At 67.3% G+C, this 26,232-nt stretch carries 24 protein-coding genes; 8 read left to right on the plus strand and 16 right to left on the minus strand.

The window, feature by feature from the left end; genetic code table 11:
• Positions 1-56: 56 nt before the first annotated feature.
• The 4 genes from A6B37_RS18445 to A6B37_RS18460 all read left to right on the plus strand — a co-directional run bounded on the left by A6B37_RS18445 (position 57) and on the right by A6B37_RS18460 (position 4,993).
• Positions 57-1,220: an ABC transporter substrate-binding protein gene (locus A6B37_RS18445; RefSeq protein WP_102774378.1), complete on the plus strand. Its 1,164-nt coding sequence runs from the start codon at positions 57-59 to the stop codon at positions 1,218-1,220.
• A 133-nt stretch (positions 1,221-1,353) separates the two neighbouring features.
• On the plus strand, positions 1,354-2,391 hold the full coding sequence (locus A6B37_RS18450) for a branched-chain amino acid ABC transporter permease (protein WP_102774379.1): 1,038 nt from the start codon (positions 1,354-1,356) through the stop codon (positions 2,389-2,391).
• A gap of 5 nt (positions 2,392-2,396) precedes the next feature.
• On the plus strand, positions 2,397-4,232 hold the full coding sequence (locus tag A6B37_RS18455) for a branched-chain amino acid ABC transporter ATP-binding protein/permease (protein ID WP_111826569.1): 1,836 nt from the start codon (positions 2,397-2,399) through the stop codon (positions 4,230-4,232).
• Positions 4,232-4,993 (plus strand): ABC transporter ATP-binding protein, encoded by a 762-nt coding sequence (locus A6B37_RS18460; protein WP_102774381.1) that lies wholly within the window; start codon positions 4,232-4,234, stop codon positions 4,991-4,993. The genes A6B37_RS18455 and A6B37_RS18460 overlap by 1 nt, the downstream gene beginning before the upstream one ends.
• A gap of 60 nt (positions 4,994-5,053) precedes the next feature.
• Here A6B37_RS18460 and A6B37_RS18465 read toward each other — a convergent pair whose 3' ends face one another.
• Positions 5,054-6,526, minus strand: a complete 1,473-nt coding sequence (locus A6B37_RS18465) for an MFS transporter (protein WP_246842513.1) — start codon at positions 6,524-6,526, stop codon at positions 5,054-5,056.
• A 101-nt stretch (positions 6,527-6,627) separates the two neighbouring features.
• Between A6B37_RS18465 and A6B37_RS18470 the strand changes: the two genes are divergently transcribed.
• Positions 6,628-7,260: a TetR/AcrR family transcriptional regulator gene (locus A6B37_RS18470; protein WP_111826694.1), complete on the plus strand. Its 633-nt coding sequence runs from the start codon at positions 6,628-6,630 to the stop codon at positions 7,258-7,260.
• A 39-nt stretch (positions 7,261-7,299) separates the two neighbouring features.
• Here A6B37_RS18470 and A6B37_RS18475 read toward each other — a convergent pair whose 3' ends face one another.
• From A6B37_RS18475 to fdxA, 13 genes are all read right to left on the minus strand, one after another.
• Positions 7,300-9,453 carry a phospholipase C, phosphocholine-specific gene (locus A6B37_RS18475; protein ID WP_111826571.1) on the minus strand — a complete coding sequence of 718 codons (2,154 nt, stop codon included), beginning with the start codon at positions 9,451-9,453 and terminating at the stop codon, positions 7,300-7,302.
• 61 nt (positions 9,454-9,514) lie between these two features.
• Positions 9,515-10,360 (minus strand): branched-chain amino acid aminotransferase, encoded by an 846-nt coding sequence (locus tag A6B37_RS18480; RefSeq protein ID WP_111826572.1) that lies wholly within the window; start codon positions 10,358-10,360, stop codon positions 9,515-9,517.
• 109 nt (positions 10,361-10,469) lie between these two features.
• Positions 10,470-11,495, minus strand: coding sequence for an ABC transporter substrate-binding protein (locus tag A6B37_RS18485; protein WP_111826573.1), 1,026 nt, complete (start codon positions 11,493-11,495; stop codon positions 10,470-10,472).
• A 121-nt stretch (positions 11,496-11,616) separates the two neighbouring features.
• Entirely contained in the window at positions 11,617-12,600 is a 984-nt protein-coding gene (locus A6B37_RS18490; RefSeq protein ID WP_102774386.1) for a branched-chain amino acid ABC transporter permease, read from the minus strand.
• Entirely contained in the window at positions 12,597-13,484 is an 888-nt protein-coding gene (locus A6B37_RS18495; protein ID WP_102774387.1) for a branched-chain amino acid ABC transporter permease, read from the minus strand. Before A6B37_RS18495 ends, A6B37_RS18490 begins: the two co-directional genes overlap by 4 nt.
• A 91-nt stretch (positions 13,485-13,575) precedes the next feature.
• Positions 13,576-14,790, minus strand: a complete 1,215-nt coding sequence (locus A6B37_RS18500) for an ABC transporter substrate-binding protein (protein ID WP_102774388.1) — start codon at positions 14,788-14,790, stop codon at positions 13,576-13,578.
• Positions 14,791-14,855: 65 nt separating this feature from the next.
• Positions 14,856-15,566: an ABC transporter ATP-binding protein gene (locus A6B37_RS18505; RefSeq protein ID WP_102774389.1), complete on the minus strand. Its 711-nt coding sequence runs from the start codon at positions 15,564-15,566 to the stop codon at positions 14,856-14,858.
• Complete coding sequence (locus A6B37_RS18510) at positions 15,563-16,336, minus strand: ABC transporter ATP-binding protein (protein WP_102774390.1); 774 nt, start codon at positions 16,334-16,336, stop codon at positions 15,563-15,565. The genes A6B37_RS18505 and A6B37_RS18510 overlap by 4 nt, the downstream gene beginning before the upstream one ends.
• 328 nt (positions 16,337-16,664) lie before the next feature.
• Positions 16,665-17,300, minus strand: coding sequence for an endonuclease III (nth, locus tag A6B37_RS18515; RefSeq protein WP_111826574.1), 636 nt, complete (start codon positions 17,298-17,300; stop codon positions 16,665-16,667).
• Complete coding sequence (rsxB, locus tag A6B37_RS18520) at positions 17,297-17,929, minus strand: electron transport complex subunit RsxB (protein ID WP_111826695.1); 633 nt, start codon at positions 17,927-17,929, stop codon at positions 17,297-17,299. The genes nth and rsxB overlap by 4 nt, the downstream gene beginning before the upstream one ends.
• 52 nt (positions 17,930-17,981) lie before the next feature.
• Positions 17,982-19,205, minus strand: a complete 1,224-nt coding sequence (gene phaZ, locus A6B37_RS18525) for a polyhydroxyalkanoate depolymerase (RefSeq protein WP_111826575.1) — start codon at positions 19,203-19,205, stop codon at positions 17,982-17,984.
• A 203-nt stretch (positions 19,206-19,408) separates the two neighbouring features.
• Positions 19,409-20,209: a ferredoxin--NADP reductase gene (locus A6B37_RS18530; protein WP_102774393.1), complete on the minus strand. Its 801-nt coding sequence runs from the start codon at positions 20,207-20,209 to the stop codon at positions 19,409-19,411.
• A 47-nt stretch (positions 20,210-20,256) separates the two neighbouring features.
• On the minus strand, positions 20,257-20,580 hold the full coding sequence (gene fdxA, locus A6B37_RS18535) for a ferredoxin FdxA (protein ID WP_102774394.1): 324 nt from the start codon (positions 20,578-20,580) through the stop codon (positions 20,257-20,259).
• Between the two features lie 156 nt (positions 20,581-20,736).
• Between fdxA and pncB the strand changes: the two genes are divergently transcribed.
• On the plus strand, positions 20,737-21,912 hold the full coding sequence (gene pncB, locus A6B37_RS18540) for a nicotinate phosphoribosyltransferase (protein WP_102774395.1): 1,176 nt from the start codon (positions 20,737-20,739) through the stop codon (positions 21,910-21,912).
• A gap of 34 nt (positions 21,913-21,946) precedes the next feature.
• Positions 21,947-22,297, plus strand: a complete 351-nt coding sequence (locus A6B37_RS18545) for a RidA family protein (RefSeq protein ID WP_102774396.1) — start codon at positions 21,947-21,949, stop codon at positions 22,295-22,297.
• Positions 22,298-22,524: 227 nt separating this feature from the next.
• Here A6B37_RS18545 and A6B37_RS18550 read toward each other — a convergent pair whose 3' ends face one another.
• Positions 22,525-23,028 (minus strand): NAD(P)H-dependent oxidoreductase, encoded by a 504-nt coding sequence (locus tag A6B37_RS18550; protein ID WP_111826576.1) that lies wholly within the window; start codon positions 23,026-23,028, stop codon positions 22,525-22,527.
• On the minus strand, positions 23,025-23,858 hold the full coding sequence (locus tag A6B37_RS18555; protein WP_111826696.1) for a M90 family metallopeptidase: 834 nt from the start codon (positions 23,856-23,858) through the stop codon (positions 23,025-23,027). Before A6B37_RS18555 ends, A6B37_RS18550 begins: the two co-directional genes overlap by 4 nt.
• Positions 23,859-23,961: 103 nt before the next feature.
• Between A6B37_RS18555 and A6B37_RS18560 the strand changes: the two genes are divergently transcribed.
• Positions 23,962-26,223 carry a bifunctional (p)ppGpp synthetase/guanosine-3',5'-bis(diphosphate) 3'-pyrophosphohydrolase gene (locus tag A6B37_RS18560; protein WP_111826697.1) on the plus strand — a complete coding sequence of 754 codons (2,262 nt, stop codon included), beginning with the start codon at positions 23,962-23,964 and terminating at the stop codon, positions 26,221-26,223.
• The last annotated feature ends 9 nt before the right edge of the window (positions 26,224-26,232 follow it).

The raw sequence follows: 26,232 nt of genomic DNA on the forward strand, positions 1-26,232 counted from the left end.
TAGGCTCGCACCAGCCTCGACCGAGGCGCTCGCAAGCCACCACAGGAGACAAAAATATGCGCAAGCACTTCGGCTTGTCCGCGGCGGCTGCCGCTCTCGCCCTGACGCTGCCGCTGCTGGCGAGCGCGCAGGTCAAGGTAGGCGTGACGGTCGCCAGCACCGGCCCGGCCGCGTCGCTGGGCATCCCCGAGCGCAACACCGTGGCGCTCTTGCCCAAGGAAGTGGCCGGCCAGAAGATCGAGTGGATCGTCCTCGACGACGCCACCGACACGACGCAAGCCGTCAAGAACTCGCGCAAGCTGGCTTCCGACGACAAGGTCGACGTGCTGATCGGCACCTCGGTCACGCCGGGCTCGCTGGCCATGGTCGACGTGGCCGCCGAAGCCAAGGTCCCGATGATCAGCGTGGCCGCCAGCGCCAAGATCGTCGAGCCCGTGGACGAGAAGCGCCGCTGGGTCTTCAAGACCCCGCAGAACGACGCGCTGATGGCCGGCGCCCTGGCCGACGCGATGGCCAAGTCCAAGGTCAAGACCCTGGGCTTCATCGGCTTTGCCGACGCCTACGGCGACGGCTGGCTGGACGTGATGCAGAAGGCCGCCAAGGCCAAGGGCATCGAGATCGTCGCCATCGAGAAATACGGCCGCACCGACACCAGCGTCACCGGCCAGGTGCTCAAGCTGGTCAGCGCCAAGCCCGACGCCATCCTGATCGCCGGCGCCGGCACGCCCTCGGCGCTGCCGCAAAAAGAACTGAAGGCCCGCAACTACGGCGGCACCATCTACCAGACCCACGGCGCGGCCAACAACGACGTGCTGCGCGTCTGCGGCAAGGACTGCGACGGCATGCTGCTGCCGGCCGGCCCGCTGCTGGTGGCGGCGCAGCTGCCGGACAGCAACCCGGTCAAGAAGTCGGCCCTGGCCTACGTCGAAGCCTACGAGAAGGCCAACGGCGCCGGTTCCACCAACACCTTCGGCGGCCACATGTGGGACGCCGGCCAGCTGGTGGTGGCGGCCCTGCCGACGGCCCTGAAGTCGGGCGCCAAGCCGGGCACGCCGGAGTTCCGCGCCGCCATGCGCGACGCGCTGGAAGGCGTGAAGGACCTGGCCGCCTCGCAGGGCGTGTTCAACATGTCGCCGACCGACCACGCCGGCTTTGACGAGCGTTCGCGCGTCATCGTCAAGGTGCAGGGCGGCAAGTGGGTGTACCAGCCCGATCTGTAAATCCCTGGATCGCCCGATCCACGGGGGCCGCCCGCGGCCCCCGCGCAATGCCACACACCGGCCTTTCCGGCCGGTGTGTCGTATCGGCGTCCCGGATGCCGCGGAACGCCCAGAACCCAAAGGTAGTTGTTAGATGGATTCCTCAATTGCGCTGATCCTGCTGCAAGACGGAGTGGTCAACGGCGCCATCTATGCCCTGCTGGGCATGGCCCTGGTGCTGGTCTTCGCCGTCACGCGCGTCATTTTCATACCCCAGGGCGAGTTCGTGGCGTTCGGCGCCCTGACCCTGGCCATGCTGGTCGACGGCAAGGTGCCCGGCACCGCGTACCTGCTGCCCCTGCTGGGCGCCGTCTGCCTGGTGCTCGAACTGCTGCGCGCGCTGCGCACCCGCAGCGCCGCCGGCCTGCCCAGGACCGTGGCGACCTGCGTGGTCCTGCCGCTGGCGCTGCTTTGGCTGACGCTGACCTACACCGCCGCCGGCAACTCGCTGTGGCTGAACATGCTGCTGACGCTGCTGCTGGTGATCCCGATGGGCCCGATGGTCTACCGCATCGTCTACCAGCCGCTGGCCGAAGCCACCGTGCTGGTGCTGCTGATCGTTTCCGTGGCCGTGCACTTCGCGCTGACCGGCCTGGCGCTGGTGTTCTTCGGCGCCGAAGGCTGGCGCACCCCGGCCTTCGTCAGCGGGCAGGTCGACCTGGGCTTCGCCACGTGGTCCGCGCAAAGCCTGTTCGTGGTCGCGACCTGCGCGATCCTGATCGTGGGACTGTGGCTGTTCTTCGGCAAGACGCTCTACGGCCGCGCGCTGCGCGCCACGGCGGTCAACCGCCGCGGCGCCCGCCTGGTCGGCATCAGCACCACCATGTCCGGCAGCCTGACCTTCACGCTGGCCGTGGCCATCGGCGCCATGTCCGGCATGCTGATCGCGCCCATCACCACCGTCTATTACGACACGGGCTTCCTGATCGGCCTGAAGGGCTTCGTGGGCGCCATCATCGGCGGCCTCGCCAGCTATCCGGTGGCGGCCGCGGGCTCGCTGCTGGTGGGCGTGCTGGAATCCTTCTCTTCCTTCTGGGCCAGCGCCTACAAGGAAGTGATCGTCTTCACCCTGATTATCCCGGTTCTGGTCTGGCGTTCGTTCAGCACCCATCACGCGGACGAAGAGGAATAAGCGTCATGAACCGTATCCTGCTTGCCGTTTTCATCGTCGTCCTGGCGGGCCTGCCGCTGGTGTCGGCCACGCCCGAATTCTGGGTCACGCAACTGAACTACATCGGGCTGGCCAGCCTGGTGGTGCTGGGGCTGGTGCTGCTGACCGGCGTCGGCGGCCTGACCTCGTTCGGCCAGGCGGCGTTCGTGGGCCTGGGCGCCTACACCACCGCCTACCTGACCACGCAGTACGAGCTGTCGCCGTGGCTGGCGCTGCCGGCCGGGCTGATCCTGACCGCCGTGGTCGCCTATCTGCTGGGCGCCATCACGCTGCGCCTGTCGGGCCACTACCTGCCGCTGGGCACCATCGCCTGGGGCCTGTCGCTGTATTTCCTGTTCGGCAACATCGACTGGCTGGGCAAGCATGACGGCATCGCCGGCATCGAGCCCATCAGCATTTTCGGCATCTCGCTGGCCAGCGGCCGCCATATCTATTACCTGATCTGGATATTCGTGCTGCTGGCGCTGTGGGCCACCCGCAACCTGCTGAACTCGCGCCCGGGCCGCGCCATCCGCGCGCTCAAGAGCGGGGCCGGCATGGCCGAGTCCATGGGCGTCAACACCGCCGCCTACAAAATCGTGATCTTCGTCTGGGCCGCGCTGCTGGCCTGCGTGTCGGGCTGGCTCTACGCCCACATGCAGCGCGCGGTCAGTCCCAGCCCCTTCGGCATCAACTACGGCATCGAATACCTGTTCATGGCCGTGGTCGGCGGCGCGGGCTACGTCTGGGGCGCGCTGCTGGGCTCCAGCGTCATCCTGGTGCTGAAGGACCAGCTGCAGAACCTCCTGCCCAAGCTGCTGGACACCAACGCCAACTTCGAGATGATCGTCTTCGGCGTGCTGCTGATTCTGATGCTGCAGTACGCGCGCAACGGCCTGTGGCCGATCCTGGCCGGCTGGTGGGACAGCCTCACCGGCGCCGACGGTTCGCGCCGCAACCTGGCGCCGCCGGCGCAGGCGCCGGCCCTGCCGACGCGGGTGCGCCCGCAGGCCGGGCAGGTGGTGCTGGAAGTCGACGCCATCCGCAAGGAGTTCGGCGGCCTGGTCGCGGTCAACGATATTTCGTTCAAGGTCAGCTCCGGCGAGATCATGGGCCTGATCGGCCCGAACGGCGCCGGCAAGAGCACCACGTTCAACCTGATCAGCGGCGTGCTGCCGGTCACGCGCGGCAAGGTCACGTTCATGGGCCAGCGCATCGACAACCGCTCGGCGCGCGAGATCGCCAAGCTGGGCGTGGGCCGGACCTTCCAGCACGTGCAGCTGCTGCCGGGCATGACGGTGCTGGAAAACGTGGCGCTGGGCGCGCACCTGCGCTCCGACGTGGGCGTGCTGGCCGGCGCGCTGCATTCGGACCGCGCGCGCGAAGCCCAGCTGCTGCACGAGGCCGCCGAACAGCTCAAGCGCGTCGGCCTGGGCGAATACCTGTACGAGCAGGCGGGCAACCTGGCGCTGGGCCAGCAACGCATCCTCGAAATCGCGCGCGCCCTGGCCGCCGATCCGGTGCTGCTGCTGCTGGACGAACCCGCCGCCGGCCTGCGCTACAAGGAAAAGCAAGACCTGGCCCGCGTGCTGGAGCAGCTGCGCGCCGAGGGAATGAGCATTCTGCTCGTCGAACACGATATGGATTTTGTGATGCGCCTGACCAACCACCTCGTGGTGATGGATTTCGGCACCAAGCTGGCCGAAGGCGTGCCGGCCGACGTGCAAAAGAACCCTGCGGTGCTGGAAGCCTACCTGGGCGGGATCGACGACGACCTGCCCGAGTCGGACCAGGCCAAGCCCGTGTCGGCAGGAGGCGTGTGATGAGCGCGACGCAATCCCCCGTCCTCGAAGTCAGCCAGCTGTCGGCCCGCTACGGCAAGGTCGGCGCGCTGGTGGGCGCCTCGCTCACGGTGCCGGCCGGCAGCATCGTCACGGTGATCGGCGCCAACGGCGCCGGCAAGTCCACCATGCTCAACGCCATCATGGGCTCGCTGCCCCACACCGGCCATGCGGCCGGCGCGGTGCAGTACGCCGGCGCCGACGTGTCGGGCTGGCAGGTCGAGCGCCGCGTGGCCGCCGGCATGTCGCTGGTGCCCGAGCGCCGCGAGCTGTTCGGCACCATGTCGGTGGAAGACAACCTGCTGCTGGGCGGCTTTCGCCGCTACCGCAGCCGCGAAAGCGGCTGGCGCGACACCTTGAACGAGGTCTTCGACCTGTTCCCGCGGCTGCGCGAGCGGCGCACGCAGCAGGCCGGCACGCTGTCCGGCGGCGAACGCCAGATGCTGGCGGTGGGCCGCGCGCTGATGGCCAAGCCCAATCTGCTGATGCTCGACGAGCCCAGCCTGGGCCTGGCCCCGCGCATCGTGCGCGAGATCTTCCACATCATCGCGCGCCTGCGCGAAACCGGCGTGGCCATCCTGCTGGTCGAGCAGAACGCGCGCGCGGCGCTGCAGGTGGCCGACTACGGCTACGTGCTGGAAACCGGCGAAGTCATCCTGCACGGTCCGGCGCGCGAGCTGGCCGGAGACCCCAAGGTCATCGAGAGCTACCTGGGCCTGGGCAAGGGCGGCGAGGAAGGCTGACGCTTTCCGTCCTCGTCCTGCCGCTCACGAAAGCGCCGGGCCCAGCCCGGCGTTTATCTTCTATTCCGGCAGTTTGCGCGGCAACCACACCCAGGCCGCCAGTCCGACCAGCAGCATCAGCAGGCCCCCCACGCCGACTGCCAGATGCAGCCCCGAGAGGAAGGCTTCCCTGGCCTGCATCGCGGCAGCTTCTGTGATCCCGGGATGGCCCAAGGTCTCGTTCAATGTTCCCGCCACGCCCGGGCCGGACAGCCGGAACACCAGCGCCGCCAATGAACCCAGCAAGGTGATGCCCAAGGCATTGCCGATCTCGTTGCTGGTTTCCGCGATGGAGCCCGCCGCCCCGGCGCGCTCGCTCGGCACCGCCGACACGGCGATTTCGGCGACGAGGCTGAACGACAGGCCATAGCCCACACCCGCAATCACCGTCGAAGCCACGAACGCGATGACTCCGGCCTCGGTCGTGGTGAACAGCAGCAGGAACACGCCCAGGCCAATCAGGAAATGCGTGCCCACCAAGGCGGCCTTGCGCCCGATGCGCTCGACGATGCGGCTGGTTCCGACGCAGGTGGCCGTAAGCACCACCGCGCCCGGCAAGGCCATCAGCGCCGCCGTGAAGACCTCGTGGCCCAGCACCGACTGCAGATAGATGCCCGACAGATAGCCTGCCGCCGACCAGACCACCAGCGACAACAGCCCGGTCAGGATGGCGATCGAGAAAATCCTGTCCTTGAACAAGCTCAGGTCCAGCAGCGGAAAAGCGATCTTCGTCTGTCGGCCCAGGAAGGCCGCCAGGGCAAGCAGCCCCGCGATTCCTGCGACGGACTGCACCGGTGTAAAGCCCGCGGCCGCCGCGCTCTTGATCGAGTAGGTGAACAGCAGGATTCCTGCGAAGGACAGCAACAGGCTCGGCACGTCAATGCGGCCGGAGGTGGTGGTGCGCACTTCGCGCAGCAGCGCTGGCGCGACCAGCAGGAAGGCCAGTACCACCGGCACGTTGATCAGGAACACCACGCCCCAGTCGAAGCGCTGCAGCAGCAGCCCGCCGATGATCGGCCCGATGGCAAATCCCGCCGCGAATGTGGCCGCAAAGATTCCGATGGCCTGCGCCCGCTGCCGTGGGTCGGGGAACAAGGCGCTGACGATGGCCAGCCCCGACGGCAGTAGCGTGGCGCCGCCCAGTCCCATCAGCGCGCGAAAGCCGATCATGCTGGCGGGCGTCGTGGAGTGCGCCGCGCCCAGAGATCCCAGCCCGAAGATCACGGCCCCCGTCATCATCAGCTTCAACCGTCCATAGCGGTCGCCGATGTTGCCGAAGGCGATGAGCAGAGAGCCGACAACAAAGCCGTAAATGTCCAGAATCCACAGCGCCTGGTCCGCCGTCGGCAAGATGGCGGCCGTCATGCGCGGCATGGCGAGGTACAGGACGGAGCCGTCCATCGCCACCAGCAACACCAGGGCGAGAACGGTCAGAAGCCCCAGCCATGCCTTGCGGCTGGCGGGCTGTGGAAGTGAAAGCGTATTGGAGGTCATGGTCATGGTCCGGTTGTGGACGCCACCCGGTTGCCTGCCGGGCCGCGATCCAATATACTGAAAGTAACTTACGGATGGTAAGTTACCTTTGGTATATAGCGATGTCAAGCCCCCTGAAAAAACCTGTCCCCTCCAAGGACTCCCCCCGTCGCCGCCTGTCCAGGGACGAGCGGCTGCGCCAGCTTCTCGATGTTTCATGGCAGTTGATCCGGGCCGAAGGCACGGATGCCTTGACCCTGGGACGGCTGGCCGATGTTGCGGGTGTCACCAAGCCCGTTGTCTATGACCACTTCGGCACCCGCAATGGACTGCTGGCAGCGCTCTACCAGGATTTCGATGTGCGTCAGACGGCCGTGATCGACGCGGCCATCGCCGCCAGCACGCCCACGTTGAAGGACAAGGCCAGCGTCATCGCCGGCAGCTACGTCGATTGCGTGCTGACCCAGGGCCGTGAAATTCCGGAGGTGCTGGCCGCCCTCAGCGGCTCGCCGGAATTGGCGGCCGTCAAGCGCCAGTACCAGCAGGCGTTCATCGAGAAGTGCCAGAAAATCCTTGAACCCTTTGCCGGGCCGCGGAGCGTGTCGCCGGCAAGCCTGTGGGCGATGTTGGGCGCGGCGGAGGCGCTGTCTCAGGCGGCGGTGGCCGGAGACCTCAGTGAAGCGCAGGCGCGGGACGAGTTGACGGAAACCATTCTGGCGATGGTCAAGCGCAGCAGGCTCGTCGATAGCCAGTGATCGCGGCGGCGTTGCAGGAAAAACCTGACGACGGACACTTCAAGCCGCCGGCGTCCAGCGCAATACCGGCTCGCCGCCCATCGCGGGATCGGAGGTGGAGGGTGCGCCGGTTTCGATGCGCCCGGCCAGCCGTCGGACGTAGGCCGGATCGCTTTCGTCGCGCACCGTCACGTCGTACCAGCCCGCGCTGCGCGCCATGTCCCAGGACAGGCTGATGGCCTCGCCCGCGGCCAGCGCCGTGGCGGCCTGCGCCGGATAACCGTAGGCGTTGGCCTCCACGCGGAACGCGCGGGTTTGCGGGCCGGGGTTGCTCACGGTCAGGCGCAGCGGCGCGCCCGGCCCTGCGTGATCGGCCGTGACCTCCAGCGGCGGCTGGGCCGCCGTGTCCAGGCGTCCGCAGCAATGCCGGTGGAATCCGTTGGGGCCGAGCACCCACAGGTCGTAGCGGGCGCCGTCGACCCAGGCCGGCCATGCATCCTGCAGGGACTTGCCGGCCTCGACGGTATAGCGGCGCGGACCGCGTTGCAGGTCGAGGCGGTCGTACACATGGAACACGGCGCCGGCCCGGCCGGTGTTCTCGAAGCGCAGCGCGATGCGTCCGTCCCGCGCCTGCGCGTGGACCTGCAGCGCATAGGGCAGGGGGCGCGACGGGCGCGTGCCGGCCGGCTGCCGGGCCACGTCGGGGCGCAGCGGAGCCGCCGGGACGACGGTCTGCGGCAGCGCGCGGGCCAGTCCGGCGCGCTCGGCCGTGGGCGGCAGGCCGCGCAGCAGGTCGGCGTCGTCGGGCGCGGCGAAGTCGAAGATCGAAGTCAGGTCGCCGCAGACCGCGCGCCGCCACGGCGAAATATTGGGCTCGGCCACGCCGAACCGCTGCTCGACGAAGCGCAGCACGGAGGTGTGGTCGAACACCTGCGAATTGACCCAGCCGCCCTTGGTCCAGGGCGACAGCACGTACATGGGCACGCGCGGCCCCAGCCCGTACACCCCATGCAGATGCGCCGCCGTGTCGTCCTTTTCGAGGCCGGTGACGATCTCGTGGTGTTCGCCCTTCGTATCGACCGTGGACGCGCCGGCCAGCGCGCCGGCGGCATCGCGCGAGGGCGGCGCGGGCGGCGGCGCATGGTCGAAGAAGCCGTCGTTCTCGTCGAACATCAGCAGCAGGACGGTCTTGCTCCAGACCTCCGGGTTGGCCGTCAGCGCGTCCAGCACGCGGGCGGTGTAGTCCGCGCCCTGCGCCGGGCTGGACGGGCTGGGATGCTCCGAGCCGGCCTTGGTCGCGCAGATCCACGACACCTGCGGCAGCCTGCCGTCCAGCACGTCCTGGCGCAGCAGGTCCAGGCCGCGGGTGGTCAGCGCCTTCTCTTTCAGCGCGGGCTGAGAGCCGGGCGCGCCGTGGTAGGCGTCGCGGTAGGCCTTGAAGCCGGCCATGGGGTTGAGCGAATAGTTGTCCGCCATGTCCTGGTAGATGCGCCAGCTGACGCCGGCGGCCTCCAGCCGTTCGGGATAGGTGGTCCAGGTGTAGCCGCCGGCCGGATCGCCGCCCGACAGCTTGTTGTAAAGATTGCCCAGCGCCGGGCCGTTGCCGCGTCCCAGGCCGTCGTTGGTGCCGGTCCACAGGAACAGCCGGTTGGTGTTGGTGCCGCCGGTGAACGAGCAGTGATAGGCGTCGCACACGGTGAAGGCGCGCGCCATGGCGTACTGGAAGGGCATGTCGTCCTCCGTGAAGTACGCCATCGAATGGTTTTTCTTGGCCGCCGGCCAGTTGCCCATGCGGCCGGCGTCCCAGGCGTCCTGGGCGTTGGACCAGGTATGCGGCGTGCTGGCCACGCGCATGGTCTCGAAGGCCTCGCGGGTATCCAGGTGAAACGGCAGCACGGTGCGCGGCGCGCCTTCCTCGGGCCTGTCGTTGTATTGCGCCCAGACGGTGCGGTGGCGCGCGTCGGGGCTGTCGGGCGCCGGTGCGGGGAAGCGGTCGCCGAACCCGCGCACACCGGCCAGGGCGCCGAAGTAATGGTCGAACGAGCGGTTCTCCTGCATGAAGATCACGATGTGCTCCACGTCGCGGATCGTGCCCGTGCGGCGCGCGGCCGGAATCGCGAGCGCGCGGCGGATGGAGGCGGGCAGCAGGGCCAGGGCGCTGCCGGCGCCGGCCAGCGAGGCGCCGCTGCGGAGAAAATCACGTCGGGTCTGCATGAGGACTCCTGAGAACGACGCTGCCCGCACGGGGCGGGCAGCTTTGGGGGGAGAGGGCGACCTATCTGGCGCGCGTGCTTTCCGCGTAGTCCATGTACAGCTTGTGCGCGCGGCGGGCCATGGGGCCGTATTCCAGCTTGCGGTCTTCGACGCGGTTGACGTGCACCACCTTGCCGTAGTTGCCGGAGGAGAACACTTCGTCGGCTTGCTCGATGTCGGCGCGGGTCAGGCTGCGTTCCTGGACCTCGACGCCGTCGGCCTGGAGCAGGGCCAGCACGCGGCGGCGCGTGATGCCGTTCAGGAAGGTGCCGTTGTCGACCGGCGTGGACACCACGCCGTTCTTGGCGATCCACAGGTTGCTGGTGGCGAACTCGGCGATGTTGCCCGCGCCGTCGAGCATGATGGCGTTGTCGAAGCCTTTCTCGGCGGCCTCGCGGATGGCGCGCTGGCCGTTCGGGTAGAGGCAAGAGGCCTTGGCGTCGGTGGGCGCCATATTGGGCCAGGAGCGCGCGTAGCTGGAGAAGCAGGCCGAAAAGCCCTGGTCGCCGGGCATGGGCACCTTGAACACGTGCAGCACGAACTGCGTCTTGTCGGCGTCGGGCAGCAGGAAACCGTCGGCGCAATAGAACATCGGCTTGATGTAGAGCTCGGTGCCCTCGGGGAACTTGGCCACGGCCTGCAGGCACAGCGACTGGATCTCTTCCCAGCCGAGCTGCGGCTTCATCAGCATTTTCTCGGCCGAGCGCACCACGCGCTGGCAGTGCAGGTCCAGGTCGGGCGTCAGGCCGCGAAAGGCGCGCGCGCCGTCGAAGACCATGCTGGCCATCCAGAAGGCGTGGTCGGCGGGGCCGAGCAGTTTGGGGTTTTCAGTGGTCCAGCGACCGTCGTGCCAGTACAGGGCGTCCATGGTTGTCTTCCTTCGTTCGTATGGGGTGGCGTGTGGGCCGCGTCGAGGGCGGCTGCGCCGAAGGCGGCCCCGCCGAAACGTCAGGATACATGAGCCCGGGCCGTGCGCCTCATTCCCGCGCCAGCGCCGCCTCCACGCGGGCGGCCGCGTCGGCCGGCATCCACTGCCGCCAGACGGCGCCGTACTGCTTGAGGAAGTAGCGGGCGGCGTCTTCGGGTTCCTTGCCTTCGTTTTCGAGCCAGCCCAGGGTGGCGTCGATGGCGTCGTCCGGCACGGCCAGCCTGGCGAAGAAGGCGGCCAGCTGCGGCGCCTGCCGCGCGAACTCGGCGTTCAGGCCGGTGACCACCGGGTTGGGCTTGAATTCCGTGGCCACGGGTTGTTCGCACTTGGGATCGGTCATGCAGGTATAGGCCGCCTGGTCGAAGGGCGGCAGCTCCAGCTTGACCAGGTCCAGCGCGCCGACCAGCGAGGTCGGGGTCCAGTAGTAGAAGACGATGTCGCGCTTGCGCTTGTAGGCCGAGACGATGGCGGCTTTCTGCGCGGCGCCCGAGCCGGGCGCGAACAGCGAGTAATCCTTTTCCAGGCCGAGGGCGCGCAGCAGGTTGCCGTTGAGCGTGCCGCAGGCCCAGCCCGCCGGGCAGCCGTAGATGCGGCCGCGGCCCGGGTCCTCGGGATCGGCGAAGACCTGCTTGAAGCGCGCCAGATCGGAAGCCGACTTCAGGTCGGGATGGCGCTCCACGGTGTAGCGCGGCACGTACCAGCCTTCGCCGGCGTCGTACACGTGGCCCACGCCGAGCACGCGCCCGCTGGCCAGCGCCTTTTTCCATGCGCCTTCGATCTGCCCCGGCCAGACTTCGGGCGTGACGTCCACGTCGCCGCGCTGCAGCGCGGCCAGCATGGGCAGGGTCTCGCCGATTTCCACCTGGGTCTTGCAGCCGTAGCCGTGTTCCAGCACATAGCGTTCGATGCCGGCCAGCACCAGGTTGGATTCCCAGTTCAGGCCGCTGAAGCGCACGGGACGGTCGACTTCACAGACGGGCGTGGCGGGCGCGGGCTGGGCCGCGCTGGCGGCCGGGGGAACGGCCGCGGCCAACGCCACGGCGAAAAGGGCGGAGGCGACGTGCAAGTTGCGCATGGTCAGGCACCTGTCGAGTGGTTTGTGCCATTGTAAGGCGCACCACCGGCGGGGCCGCCGCGGCCCGAACGACGAAGGGGCCGCTGTCGCGGCCCCTTGCGGCAATCACCGGTCTGGCGTGTCAGGCGCGGGCGGCGCGCCGGCGCTGCATGAAGGCGCCGATCTCGCCCACGATGCCGCGGCGGAACGCCAGCACGCAGATCACGAAGATCAGGCCAATCACGATGGTGACCGATTCGCCCAGGCGCAGGAACCAGTCCATGCCGGTGGCGCGCGCCAGCATCTGGCCGAAGTCGCCCACCTTGTTCTCGAGCAGCACCACGATGAAGGCGCCCAGCACGGGGCCGGTCAGGGTGCCCAGGCCGCCGATCAGCGTCATCAGGATCACCAGGCCCGACATCTGCCAGGTGGCGTCGGACAGCGTGGCGGACACGAACACCAGGGTCTTGGTGGCGCCGGCCAGTCCGGCGATGGCGGCCGACAGCACGAAGGCCAGCAGCTTGAAGCGGTCGACGTCGTAGCCGAGCGAGACCGCGCGCGGCTCGTTCTCGCGCAGGGCCTGCAGCACCTGGCCGAACGGCGAGTGCACGGTGCGCCAGATGATGAAGAAGCCCAGCGCGAACACGCCCATCACCACGTAGTACAGGTTCAGGTCTTCGGACAGGTCCACCAGCCCCAGCAGGGTGCCGCGCGGCACGCCCTGCAGGCCGTCTTCGCCGCCGGTGAAGTGCGCCTGCAGGAAGAAGAAGAACACCATCTGCGCCAGCGCCAGCGTGATCATGGCGAAGTAGATGCCGCTGCGGCGGATCGCCAGCGCGCCCATGGCCAGGCCCAGCAGCGCCGCGACGGCCACGCCGAACAGCAGGCCGATCTCGGTGGGAAAGCCCCAGACCTTCAGCGCGTGTCCGGCGGCGTAGGCCGCGCTGCCCAGGAAGGCGGCGTGGCCGAAGGACAGCAGGCCGGTGAAGCCCAGCAGCAGGTTGAACGCGCAGGCGAAGAGGGCGTAGCACATGACCTTCATGGCGAAGATCGGATACACCCCGACGAAGGGAAGAATGGCCACCACGATGGCCACTGCCGCATAGCCCAGGAATTGACGATTCATTTCTCTTTTCCGAACAGCCCGGCCGGGCGGATCAACAGAACAATGGCCATGATGATGAAGACGACCGTGCTGGAGGCTTCGGGCCAGAACACCTTGGTCAGGCCTTCTATGACGCCCAGGCCCAGCCCGGTGACGATGGCGCCCAGGATGGACCCCATGCCTCCGATCACGACGACCGCGAACACGACGATGATGAGGTTGGAGCCCATCAGCGGGGAAATCTGCAGGACCGGCGCGGCCAGCACGCCGGCGAAGCCCGCCAGCGCCACGCCGAAGCCGTAGGTCAGCGTGATCATGCGCGGCACGTTCACGCCGAAGGACTCGACCAGCTTGGGATTCTCGGTGCCGGCGCGCAGCAGCGCGCCCAGGCGGGTGCGTTCGATCACGAACCAGGTGGCCAGGCACACCACGACCGAGGCCGCCACGACCCAGCCGCGGTAGTTCGGCAGGATCATGAAGCCCAGGTTGGTCGCGCCGCGCAGCGCGTCGGGCGTGGGATAGGGCTGGCCCGACACCCCGTAGAAGCTGCGGAACAGGCCCTCGATGAGCAGCGTCAGCCCGAAGGTCAGCAGCAGCCCGTAGAGGTGGTCGAGCTTGTACAGGTGCTTGAGCAGCAGCTTCTCGATGATGATCCCGAACGCGCCCACGATCAGCGGCGCCAGGACCAGCATGATCCAGTAGTTCAGTCCGAAGTAGGACAGGCCCATCCAGGCGACGAACGCGCCCAGCATGTAGAGCGCGCCGTGCGCGAAGTTGATGACGTTCAGCAGCCCGAAAATGACCGCCAGCCCGAGCGAAAGCATGGCGTAGAAGGAGCCGTTGACCAGGCCTAGCAACAACTGGCCGAACAAGGCCTGTATGGGGATGCCGAAAATGTCAGTCATCTTGTAAAAATCCTGCGCTTACGGATAGAGGCGGGCGATTCGGGAAACTGCCCGGCGGGTGGCCGGGCAGCATCGGGACACGGGAGCCGGTTTACTTCTTGACCAGCTTGCAGGTGGACTCGGACAGCTTGGTGTAGACCTCGTCGCCCGGCAGCGTCGCCACGACCTTGTAGTAGTCCCACGGACCCTTGGATTCGGCCGGGGTCTTGACCTGCATCAGGTACATGTCGTGGATCATGCGGCCGTCTTCGCGCACATAGCCGCCCTGGGCGAAGAAGTCGTTGACCTTGTTCGACTTCATCCACTTCATGACGGCGTCGCCGTCGTCGGTGCCGGTGGCCTTGACCGCGTTCAGGTAGAAGCTGAGCGCGGAGTAGTCGCCGGCCTGCAGCATGGAAGGCTTGCGGCCGACCTTGGCCTCGAACTTCTTGGACCAGGCGCGCGAGGCGTCGGATTGATCCCAGTACCAGCCGTCGGTCAGGTACATGCCCTGCGTGGCCTGCAGGCCCAGCGCGTGCACGTCGTTGATGAAGACCAGCAGGCCGGCCATCTTCATGGTCTTGGTCACGCCGAATTCGTTGGCGGCCTTGATCGAGTTGATGGTGTCGCCGCCGGCATTGGCCAGGCCCAGGATCTGCGCCTTGGAGGCCTGCGCCTGCAGCAGGAAGGACGAGAAGTCCGACGCGCCCAGCGGCGCGCGCACCTGGCCCTTGACCTCGCCGCCGGCGGCCTTGACCACGGCGATCGTGTCGCGTTCGAGCGCATGGCCGAAGGCGTAGTCGGCGGTCAGGAAGAACCAGCTCTTGCCGCCGTCCTTCACCACGGCCGAACCGGTGCCGCGCGCCAGCGCCACGGTGTCGTAGGCATAGTGCACGGTGTAGGGCGAGCACTGGGCGTTGGTCAGGTCGGAGGCGCCCGCGCCGATGGCCATGAAGGGCTTTTTCTTTTCGGCGGCCACGCCGGCCATGGCCAGGCTGGTCGACGAGTTGGTGCCGGCGATGATGACGTCCACCTTCTGCTCGTCGAACCATTCGCGCACGCGCGCCGAGGCCACGTCGGCCTTGTTCTGGTGGTCGGCCGACACGACTTCGATCTTCTTGCCGTTGATGGCGCCGCCGGCGTCTTCGATCGCCATGCGCACGGCCTCCAGGCCGGCCTTGCCGTCGATGTCCGAATACACGCCGGACATGTCAGTGATGAAGCCGACGCGGATGACATCGTCGGAGATACCCTGCGCGTGGACGGTAGCCCCGGCAAATCCCAGGCCAGCCATGGCCAGTGCAGCAGTGATGGTGTGCAGCTTCATGGGATGACTCCTCTTTTTTTCCTACGGTGTAGTGTTGCCGGGGTTCCGGCGGATGACAGGTGTGCTTACACGCCCAGCAGTTCGTTGAGCGTGTCCTGTTTTTCTGAAAGTTCGGTGGCTTCGAAGTGTTCGACGATCTGGCCGTGCTCCATGACGTAGAAGCGGTCGGCCAGCGGCGCTGCGAAGCGGAAGTTCTGTTCCACCATGACGATGGTGTAGCCGCGCTGCTTGAGCGCCGTGATCATGCGCGCCAGCGCCTGCACGATGACGGGCGCGAGGCCTTCGGAGATCTCGTCGAGCAGCAGCAGGTTGGCGCCGGTGCGCAGGATGCGCGCGACCGCCAGCATCTGCTGTTCGCCCCCCGACAGCCGGGTGCCGGGCGAGTTGCGGCGTTCCTGGAGGTTGGGGAACATGTCGTAGATTTCGGCCAGCGACATGCCGCCGCCCAGCGAACCGACCACCGGAGGCAGCAGCAGGTTCTCTTCGCACGACAGGCTGGCGAAGATGCCGCGTTCCTCGGGGCAGTAGCCGACGCCGAGATGGGCGATCTTGTAGGTCGGCAGGTCGATGGCCTCGGTGCCGTGGATGCGCACCGAGCCCTTGCGCGAGCCGGTCAGGCCCAGGATGGCGCGCAGCGTGGTGGTGCGGCCGGCGCCGTTGCGTCCCAGCAGCGTGACCACTTCGCCCTGTCCGACGCGCATATCCACGCCGTGCAGGATATGCGATTCCCCGTACCAGGCCTGCAGGCCCGAAATTTCCAGTGCCGGGGTGCTCATGCGTGTGCTCCTTGAAGTTCGCCCTCGGTGGTGCCCATGTAGGCCTGCATCACTGCCGGATGGCGGGAGACTTCGGCGTAGGATCCTTCCGCCAGTACGGAGCCGCGCGCCAGCACGGTGATGGTGTCGGCGATGGAGGACACGACGTTCATGTTGTGCTCCACCATGAGTATGGTGCGGCCGGCGCTGACCCGCTTGATCAGCTGGGTGACGCGGTCCACGTCCTCGTGGCCCATGCCCTGCGTCGGCTCGTCCAGCAGCATCAGCTCGGGTTCCATCGCCAGCGTGGTGGCGATCTCGAGCGCGCGCTTGCGGCCGTACGGCAGGTTCACGGTGGTCTCGTCGGCGAAGGCGGCGAGGTCGACCTGTTCGAGCAGCGCGCGCGCCGGCTCGTTCAGCGAGGCCAGCTGCTTGTCGCTTTTCCAGAAATGAAAAGACAGACCGGTCTTGCGCTGCAATCCGATACGCACGTTTTCCAGCACGGTGAGGTGGGGAAACACCGCCGAGATCTGGAACGAACGGATGATGCCGCGGCGCGCGATCTGCGCGGGGCGTTCGCCGGTGATGTCGATACCGTTGAACTTGATGGTTCCCGACGTGGGAGCCAGGAACTTGGTGAGCAGGTTGAAGCATGTGGTCTTGCCCGCGCCGTTAGGCCCGATCAAGGCATGAATCTCGCCGCGCTTGATACGCAAATCGACCCCATTGACCGCGACGAAACCGCGGAATTCCTTCGTGAGGCCTTTTGTCTCCAGGATCGTGTCGTCCATGTTCGCTGCACCAGCGTTGTATTTATTGGTCTGCACCCGCCGTTATCGCGGCGGGTCCCCGCAGGGTCGGAAGACTGCCGATGTAGCGCAGTTTTCCGGTGAGTTGCCGGCGAGTATGCGCACCTATTTATCAAAATTCCATGAGGGTTTGTCATAGGTTTTGCAGTGCGGAAAGGGCAATTGTCGGCAGGCCGACAATGCATGCGCAGCAGAGGGAGATGACAGTGCTGCAAGGGAAATGCATTGCAGCAAATACGCATTGACCAACGTCAACGCGTCACATTCTTCTGAACGAGGGAAAACCCGGTTTCGCGGCGGCGCGCGCCGCTCAGGCCGGGGTCTTCTGCTTGAATTCGCAGAGGTCGGAAATGCCGCACTGGGGGCATTTGGGCTTGCGCGCCACGCACACGTAGCGGCCCAGCAGAATCAGCCAATGGTGCGCGTCCTGCATGTATTCGCGCGGCACGAATTTTTCGAGCTTGCGCTCGACTTCCAGCACGTTCTTGCCGGGCGCGATGCCGGTGCGGTTGGAGACGCGGAAGATGTGCGTGTCCACGGCCATCGTGGGCTGGCCGAACGCGGTGTTGAGCACCACGTTGGCGGTCTTGCGGCCCACGCCGGGCAAGGCTTCGAGCGCCTCGCGCGTCTGCGGCACTTCGCCGCCGTGCTGCTCCAGCAGGATTCTGCAGGTGGCGATGGCGTTCTTGGCCTTGGTGCGGTAGAGCCCGATGGTCTTGATGTAGTCCGCCAGGCCTTCCTCGCCCAGCGCCAGCAGGCCTTCGGGCGTGCCGTGCTCGGGGAAGAACTTGCGCGTCGCGATGTTGACCGACTTGTCGGTGGCCTGCGCCGACAGCAGCACGGCGATCAGCAGCTGGAACGGCGTCTCGTATTCCAGCTCGGTGGTCGGGTGGGGATTGGCGGCCTGCAGGCGCGCGAAGATTTCCTGGCGTTTGGCGGCGTTCATGGCGTGGCGTTGCGGCGGGCGCGGGCGCGTGCCAGCGCGGATTCGATGGCGGAACGCTTGCGCTCCTCGTTGCCGGCGTCGGCGGGGGCGGAGGCGGGCGTTTCAGGGATCTCGGGCGCCATCAGGCGCGCGTTGTCGGCGGCCAGGCGCGCCATGCGCGCCAGATGGCGGCGATGGCGTTCGCGCCCGAGCGCGGCGTCCTCTGCGGTCCACGGGCGGCCGGCCGGCGTCATTTCGATGCAGTCTACAGGACAGGGCGCCACGCACAGGTCGCAGCCGGTGCACCAGTCGGCAAGCACGGTGTGCATCTGCTTGTTGGCGCCCACGATGGCGTCGACCGGACAGGCCTGGATGCACAGCGTACAGCCTATGCAGTGGGCTTCGTCGATGCGGGCCACCAGCAGGGGGCCGGGCTCGCCGCGCGTCGCGTCCAGCGGCAGCACGGGCACGCCGAGCAGGCCGGCCAGCGCGGCGATGCCTTCATCGCCGCCCGGCGGGCAGCGGTTGATCGGGGCGGCGCGGTCGGCGATGGCCTCGGCATACGGCCGACAGCCGTCGTAGCCGCATTTGGTGCATTGCGTCTGAGGCAGCAAGGCATCGATGCGGTCTGCAAGGGAACAACAGGACATGAGGAAGAAAGGACGCGGGATGAATCCGACTGAGGTCGGATTCATCCTGCAATCACGATTGCCGGATGAATTCGGCGATTTTAGGACAGATCATTTCGCGCCAGCGGCGGCCCGAGAAAATCCCGTAGTGGCCGCAGTTCGGCGCGGTGTAATGCATCTTGCGCTCGGCCGGGATGTTCTTGCACAGCTTGATGGCGGCGCGCGTCTGGCCCTGGCCGGAAATGTCGTCCAGCTCGCCCTCGATGGTGAAGAGCGCGACCTTCTTGATGTCGGCGGGGCGCACCGGCTTGCCGTCGACCTCCCAGGTGCCGTTGGGCAGCTGGAATTCCTGGAACACCATGCGGATCGTGTCCAGGTAGAACTCGGCCGGCATGTCCAGCACGGCGTTGTATTCGTCGTAGAAGCGGCGGTGCGCCTCGGCGTCGCTGTCGTCGCCGCGCAGCAGGTCCAGGTAGAAGTCGTAGTGCGACTTCATGTGGCGGTCCGGGTTCATGGCCATGAAGCCCGCGTGCTGCAGGAAGCCGGGGTAGACCTTGCGGCCGGCGCCCGGATACCGCGGCGGCACCGGATGGATGACCTGGTTCTCGAACCACGAGTAAGGCTTGGTGGTGGCCAGGCGGTTGACCTGCGTGGGCGACTGGCGCGGGTCGATGGGACCGCCCATCATCACCATGCTGCGCGGCTGGCAGGGGTCGTTGGCCGAGGCCATCAGCGAAACGGCGGCCAGCACCGGCACCGTGGGCTGGCACACGGACATGACGTGCATGTCCGGGCCCAGGTGGCGGATGAAGTCCTGCACGTAGCGCACATAGTCGTTCAGGTGGAACGGGCCTGCCGACAGCGGCACCATGCGGGCGTCGATCCAGTCGGTGACGTAGATGTCATGGGCCGGCAGCAGGGCGCGCACGGTGTCGCGCAGCAGCGTGGCGTGGTGGCCCGACAGCGGGGCCACCAGCAGGATGGTGGGATCGTCCGGGCGCGCGTGGCGGACGTCGCGGTGGAAGTGCACCAGGCGGCAGAACGGCTTGTCCATCGCCACGGATTCGGTGACGCGGACGGTCTTGCCGTCGATCTCGGTGGTGGGCAGGTTCCAGGCCGGCTTCTGGTATTCCTTGCCGATCCGGGTCATCAGCTCGTACCCGGCCGCCATCTGGCGGGAAATCGGGGTGTAGGCGAGAGGGCTGTATGGGCTGGAAAACAGTTGAGAGCCGGCGTCCGTAAATGCAGCAAACGGAGTCAGGAAGGCGCGCTGCATTTCGTGCAATTGATACAGCATTTGAAAAGGTCCTTCTGGGTCGTGCGTGTGCCCCGATTATTGCCCCGGGGATTAACGATATTTCCAGATAGCCTGAAGAAACACCGACAAAAAAAGCAAATATGTTGCTAAAAAACGACCCAATAGCGGTTATGCACCAGTGTAGGGCCGTGCGGGGACGCGGTGGCTGGGCCGTTTGGCGGAGTTATGCACTACGCCCGGGCTTACCAGTAGTTTTCCACCGCCAGGTTGCCGGGGATGCCGCGGCGGCCCGGCTTGAAGCCGCGCTCGCCCAGCAGCTTGCGGGCGTCGGCCAGCATGTCCGGATTGCCGCAGAGCATGATCTTGGCGTTCTCGGGGTCCAGCGGCTGGCCGGCCAGCTGCTCCAGGCGGCCGTCGGCGATCAGCGTGGTGAGGCGCTCCCGGGGCATGCCGGGCAGCGCCTCGCGCGTGGCGATGGGCAGGTAGACGAGCTTGTGCGGGTCCGCCGCGAACATCTCGGCCAGCGCGGGCTGCTTGCGCCAGGACTCGATTTCTTCGCGATAGGCCAGCTCGGCCGCGGTGCGCACGCCATGGACCAGGATGATGCGGCGATAGGCGCGCCAGGCGGCCGGGTCGCGCAGGATGGACAGATAGGCCGACAGGCCGGTGCCCGAGGCCACCAGCCACAGGTCGCCGCCCGGGGCGAAGCGCTCCAGGGTCAGGAAGCCGTAGGGCGCTTTTTCGACGTACAGCGAATCGCCGGGCTGCAGCCGCGCCATGCGCGGGCTGAACAGCCCTTCGGGCACCACGATGGAATAGAACTCCAGCCAGGGCTCATGCGGCGCCGAGACCATGGAATAGGCGCGCCACAGCGTGGGCGCGCTGTCGGGCGCGTCGGCCTCGGGCAGGCCGACGCGGGCGAACTGGCCGGGCTGGAACGTAAACGCGTCGTCGCGCGTCACGCGTACGGAGAAGAGTTTTTCCGGCACCCAGGTGTGGACGTGGGTGACTGTCTGGCGCGTGTATTTGGAGTCGTCGGTCATCGGGGCATCGCGCGATGCCGGCCGTCAGGCGGCCGGCGCTCGCGGATTCATCTTTCCAGGTACTGCAGCTTGTCCTCTTTGCCGTTCCAGTCGTCGGCGTCGGGCAAGGGCTTCTTGGCACGGCTGATGCTGGCGAACTCGGGAGAGAGCTCGGCATTCAGGGCGATGAAGTTCAGTTGGTCCTGCGGCACGTCTTCTTCGGCGTAGATCGCATTGGCCGGGCACTCGGGGATGCAGACGGCGCAATCGATGCATTCGTCGGGATCGATCACCAGGAAGTTCGGACCCTCGCGAAAACAGTCCACCGGGCAGACGTCTACGCAGTCGGTGTACTTGCACTTGATACAGTTTTCGGTGACAACGTGGGTCATTAAGGAACTCCGGGATTCGGCGGCTTTGTGTCTTGTTGCGTCGATTTTACCCAATGCCGTGCCGATGTGCCGGTAATACCCGTATTGACATCGTGGCCCATGGGCCCTTGCCCCGCGCGCTCTATGCTATGGTGTCGCGAAACGAAACGCGCAATCATGATAATCACCTCGCTGCTCGACACCGACCTGTATAAATTCAGCATGATGCAGGTGGTTCTGCACCACTTTCCGGCTGCCCAGGTCGAGTACCGTTACAAATGCCGCACGCCAGGGGTCGACCTGCGTCCCTATCTGGACGAAATCCGCGAGGAAGTGCACCAGCTGTGCCAGCTCCGGTTCACCGAAGACGAACTTAAATATCTCGGCGGCTTGCGCTTTATCAAAAGCGACTTCGTTGATTTCCTCGGCCTGTTCCACATGCCCGAGCGCTGCATCTTCATCGGCGAGGGCGAGGCGCCCGGCGAAATCAGCATCGAGGTCAAGGGCCCGTGGCTGCACACCATCCTGTTCGAGATCCCGGTGCTGGCCATCGTCAACGAGGTCTATTTCCGCAACACGCGCAAGAATCCCAACTGGGAAGAGGGCCGCAAGCGCCTGCAGTCCAAGATGCACCTGGTGCTGGACGATCCCGCGCTGGCGGACTTCCGCGTGGCCGAATACGGCACGCGCCGCCGCTTCTCCAAGGTCTGGCACGAGGAAATCGTGTCGACCATGAAGGCGCAGATGGGGCAGCATTTCGCCGGCACCAGCAACGTGCTGCTGGCCAAGCAGCACGAGGTCCTGCCGCTGGGCACCATGGGCCATGAATACCTGCAGGCCTGCCAGGCGCTGGGCCCGCGGCTGCGCGATTCGCAGGTGTTCGCGCTGGAGGTCTGGGCCAAGGAATACCGCGGCGACCTGGGCATCGCGCTGTCCGACGTCTACGGCATGGATGCCTTCCTGCGCGATTTCGACATGTATTTCTGCAAGCTGTTCGACGGCGCGCGCCACGACTCGGGCGACCCCTTCGTCTGGGGCGAGCGCCTGCTCGAACACTACCGCAAGAACCGCGTGGACCCGCGCGCCAAGACGCTGGTGTTCTCGGATTCGCTGACCTTCCCGCGCGCCATCGAGCTGGCCCGCCAGTTCTCGGGCCGCTGCAAGGTGTCCTTCGGAATCGGCACCAACCTGACCAACGACCTGGGCCACGAGCCCCTGCAGATCGTCATGAAGATGGTCCGCTGCAACGGCCAGCCCGTGGCCAAGGTGTCCGACGCGCCGGAAAAGACCATGTGCGACGATCCGGCCTACCTGGCTTATCTGCGGCAGGTGTTCCAGTTGCCTCCCGCCTAGTTTTTTGACCCAACCACTTCCTAGGGGAATATTCATGAGCAGCATCAAGCGCTTCAACGTCGACAAGCGCCTGTCGGACATGGCCGTGTACAACGGCGTCGCGTACCTGGCCGGCCAGGTGCCCGACGATGCGACGCTGGACATCACCGGCCAGACCGCCCAGGTGCTGGCCACCATCGACCGCCTGCTGGCCGAGGCCGGCACCGACAAGACCAAGATCCTGATGGCCCAGATCTACGTGGCCAACATGAAGGAATTCGACGGCATGAACAAGGCCTGGGACGCCTGGGTCGCCGCGGGCAATTCGCCCCCCCGCGCCACGGTCGAAGCCCGCCTGGCCAACCCCGACTACAAGGTCGAGATCGTCGTCACGGCGGCGCTGTAGGCGCCGTAGGATGGGTGCAGCGCGCGGATGCCCGAGCCAAGCGCTCCGCCATCAAGCGCGCGAAACCCATCAGGCGGCGCAAGCCGCCGTTTTTCTTGGCACGAAAAAATGCCGGCTTGCGCCGGCTGATGGGTTACGCGCGTTCGGCGGTTGAGTTTTTGCGCACGCATCCGCGCGCTACACCCATCCTACGTCCAACACCCCCAACACCCCCAACACCCCCCCACTCATAACAACAGCGTCCCCGCCAGCAATCCCCCCAGTTCCTCGCATTTCGCCAGTTCCGCCGGCGCCACCGTCTTGGGCGCGAGGATCTGCTGCGCCGTCTGCGCGCCCATGTTGACGATGAGCGGCGGCGCCACGGGGTTGAGCCGCCAGCCGGTGCAGATGCGTTCGGCCTGGCGGGCGGCGCCCGAGCCGTCGCTGCCGGCGCTGATCGCGCAGGCATAGGGCAGCCCCTGTATCCGGTCCAGCACCGCGTAGTAGTTGCGGTCGAAGAACTCCTTCATTTCGCCGCTCAGGCCCGCCAGGTTCTCGGGGGCGCAGAACAGATAGCCGTCGCTGGCCAGCAGCTCGTCGGCCTGCACGTCGGCCGCCCGCCGCAGCGCGACGCGCAGATCGTTCTGCTGCGCCATTTCGGCGGCGGCGGACCGCGCGCCGCGGGCGGCCGCCTCGGCCATCTGCCGGGCCGCGCCGGTGCGCGAATGCCACACGATCAGCAGCTGTTTCATGCGTAGCGTTCCAGTGGGTCCTGCCTATAGTAGGCCTTCAGCAGCGCATACCATTGCGGCAGCGCCTGCTGCATGGGGTAGGGGTCGACGAAGAAATGCTCGGAGCTGACGGCGAAGAATTCGGCCTCGTCGGTGGCGGCATACGGGTCCATCGGCAAGCGGGCGTACCAGGCGTCGGCTTCCTCGCTTTCGGGATCGACGTGCGGCGGGATGGCGGCTTCCACCGCGTCCAGGGCGGCGATGAAGCGGTCCAGGCTGTCGTCCAGCACGCGGCGCCAGGCGCGCGGCTGCAGTTCGGGGTGGGCCGCCAGCGACGGCATGCCGTCGGCGAAACCCGAGCGCAGGTCCAGCTTGTGGGCGAATTCGTGGATGACCACGTTGAAGCCGCCATCCGAGAGCTGCGTGTCTTCCCAGGACAGGACCAGCGGCCCGCCTTCCCAGGCCTCGCCGGCCGCGTCCTCGATGTATTCGTGCACCACGCCGTCCTCGTCCTGGCGCGAGCGGGGAATGCGAAAGCCCGCCGGATACACGATGATCTCGTCCCAGCCCTCGTACAGTTCCGGCGCCAGGTTCAGGATGGGCAGGCTGGCCTGGGCCGCGATCGACAGGCGCATGAAGTCGGACACCTCCAGCCCCTGCGCGCCGTTGATGTTCTTGCTGGCCAGCAGCCACGCCGAGCGCGCCAGCAGCTGGGCCGATTCGTCGGCGTTCAATACCGCCAGGAACGGGTGGGCGTCGAGTACCTCGCGCCATAGATCCGGCGCGATGCGGGCCTGCATTTCGGCGACCGCGGAGGGGCGGGCGCCGCGTCCCTTCAGCCAGCGCAACATGAGTTCGGGTTCCTTCCATATGCCGCGCGCGGCGGCGTTTTCCAGTGTCTGCAAACCCTAGTGTAGAGTGTCGGAATATCAACCTCTATCACCCATGTCCGTCATGTCCGCCCCGCCCGTATCCGACGCGCCTACGCCTTTCGACGCCGCCTGGCGCGAGGAGGCGGGAGCCGGCCTGGACGCCGACGGCCTGGCCCTGCTCGACCGGGCCGTGGCCTGGGCCGAACCGCGCTTCGAAGGCCAGCACGCGCTGACCGGCGAGCCCCTGGCCGGCCACGGCGCCGGCGTGGTGCGGGTGCTGGCGGCGCTGCAGACCGACGCCGCGACCCGCGCGGCGGCCTTGCTGGCCGCCTTGCCCACGGACCTGATGGCGCCCGCGCCGTCCCTGCGCAACGATCCGATCGCGGCCGCCTTCGGCGCCGAGGTCGCGCGGCTGGTGCAGGGCGCCTGGGCCTTGCTGCGGCTGGGCGTGGTGGCCCGCCAGGCCAGCGACGCGGCGGCCGAGAGCGGCTCGCAGAAAGAGATGCAGCGCAAGATGCTGCTGGCCATGGCGGCCGACCTGCGCATCGTGTTGATGCGGCTGGCCTCCAGGCTGCGTTCGCTGCGCTGGCACGCGGAAAGCAAAACGCCGTGCTCGACCGCGTTCGCGCGTGAAACCCTCGACCTGTACGCGCCGCTGGCCAACCGCCTGGGCATCTGGCAGATCAAGTGGGAAATGGAAGACCTGGCGTTCCGCTTCCTGGAGCCGGAGAAGTACAAGCAGATCGCCCGCCTGCTCGAAGAAAAGCGGGTCGAGCGCGAGGCCTTCATCGCCGGCGCCATCGAGCGCCTGCAGGCGGCGCTGGCCAAGAGCGGCGTGCAGGCCGAGGTCAGCGGCCGGCCCAAGCACATCTACAGCATCTGGAACAAGATGCGCATCAAGCGCCTGGACTTTTCCCAGATGTACGACCTGCGCGCGCTGCGCATCATCGTCGACGACGTGCGCGCCTGTTATACGGCGCTGGGCATGGTGCACGAGATGTGGACGCCGATCTCCGAGGAGTTCGACGACTACATTTCGCGGCCCAAGCCCAACGGCTACCGCTCGCTGCACACGGTGGTGGCCGATGACGACGGCCGCCCGTTCGAGGTGCAGATCCGCACCCGCGAGATGCACCAGTTCGCCGAATACGGCATGGCCGCGCACTGGCGCTACAAAGAAGCCGGCGCCAAGGGCGGCCAGGTGGCGGCCTCCAGCGAATACGACCGCCAGCTGGCGTGGATGCGCCAACTGCTGGCCTGGAACGCCGACGTCGAGGGCGGCGAGCCGGCCGCGCCGGCGGCCAAGCCCGCCTCGGGCAAGGGCCGCCACGCGGCGGCGGCGCCCGCGCATACCGACGAGCGCATCTACGTGTTGACGCCGCAGGCCCGCGTGATCGAACTGCCCGCCGGGGCCACGCCGGTGGATTTCGCCTATCACCTGCACACCGACCTGGGCCATCGCTGCCGCGGCGCGCGGGTGGACGGGCAGATGGTGCCGCTGCAGACGCGGCTGTCCACCGGCCAGACCGTGGAAATCATTTCCGCCAAGTCCGGCGGCCCGTCGCGCGACTGGCTCAATCCCCAGCTGGGGTTCCTGGCCAGCCCGCGCGCCCGCGCCAAGGTGCGGATGTGGTTCAACGCCATCGAGCTGCAGCAGCGCATCACCCAGGGCCAGGCGCTGGTCGAAAAGGAACTGCAGCGGCTGGGCAAGACCGCCGTCAACCTCGAACAGTTGGCGCAGAACCTGGGCTTCGCCCGCGCCGACGACCTGTACGTGGCGGCTGCCAAGGAAGAGTTCAGCCTGCGCCAGATCGACACGCTGTTCCAGCAGCCTGCGCCCGCGGCCGAGCCGCAGCCCGCCGCATTGCGCCACGCCAGCGCGGGCAGCGCCGAGAAAAGCGGCAAGAGCGGGGTGCTGGTGGTGGGCGTGGGATCGCTGCTGACCCAGCTTGCGCGCTGCTGCCGCCCGGCGCCGCCGGACGCCATCGCCGGCTTCGTCACGCGCGGGCGCGGCGTGTCCATCCACCGCTGCGACTGCCACAGCTACCAGGCCCTGGCCGCGCGCGAGCCCGAGCGCGTCATCGAAGTGGCGTGGGGCGAGACCTCCGACACCTTCTATCCGGTGGACATCAGCGTGCGCGCGCACGACCGTTCCGGCCTGCTGCGCGACCTGTCCGAAGTCTTCGCCCGCCTGCGCCTGAACGTGGTGGGCGTGAACACGCAGAGCCGGCAGTCGCTGGCCCATATGGTGTTCACGGTGGAGGTGCGCGGCGGGGAATCGCTGTCGCGCGCGCTGGACGCGCTGGCCGAAGTGCCCGGGGTGTCCTCGGCCGTGCGCCGCTAGCGGCCCGCG

Source organism: Achromobacter sp. HZ01 (assembly GCF_003267925.1).
Taxonomy (GTDB): domain Bacteria; phylum Pseudomonadota; class Gammaproteobacteria; order Burkholderiales; family Burkholderiaceae_B; genus Achromobacter; species Achromobacter pulmonis_A.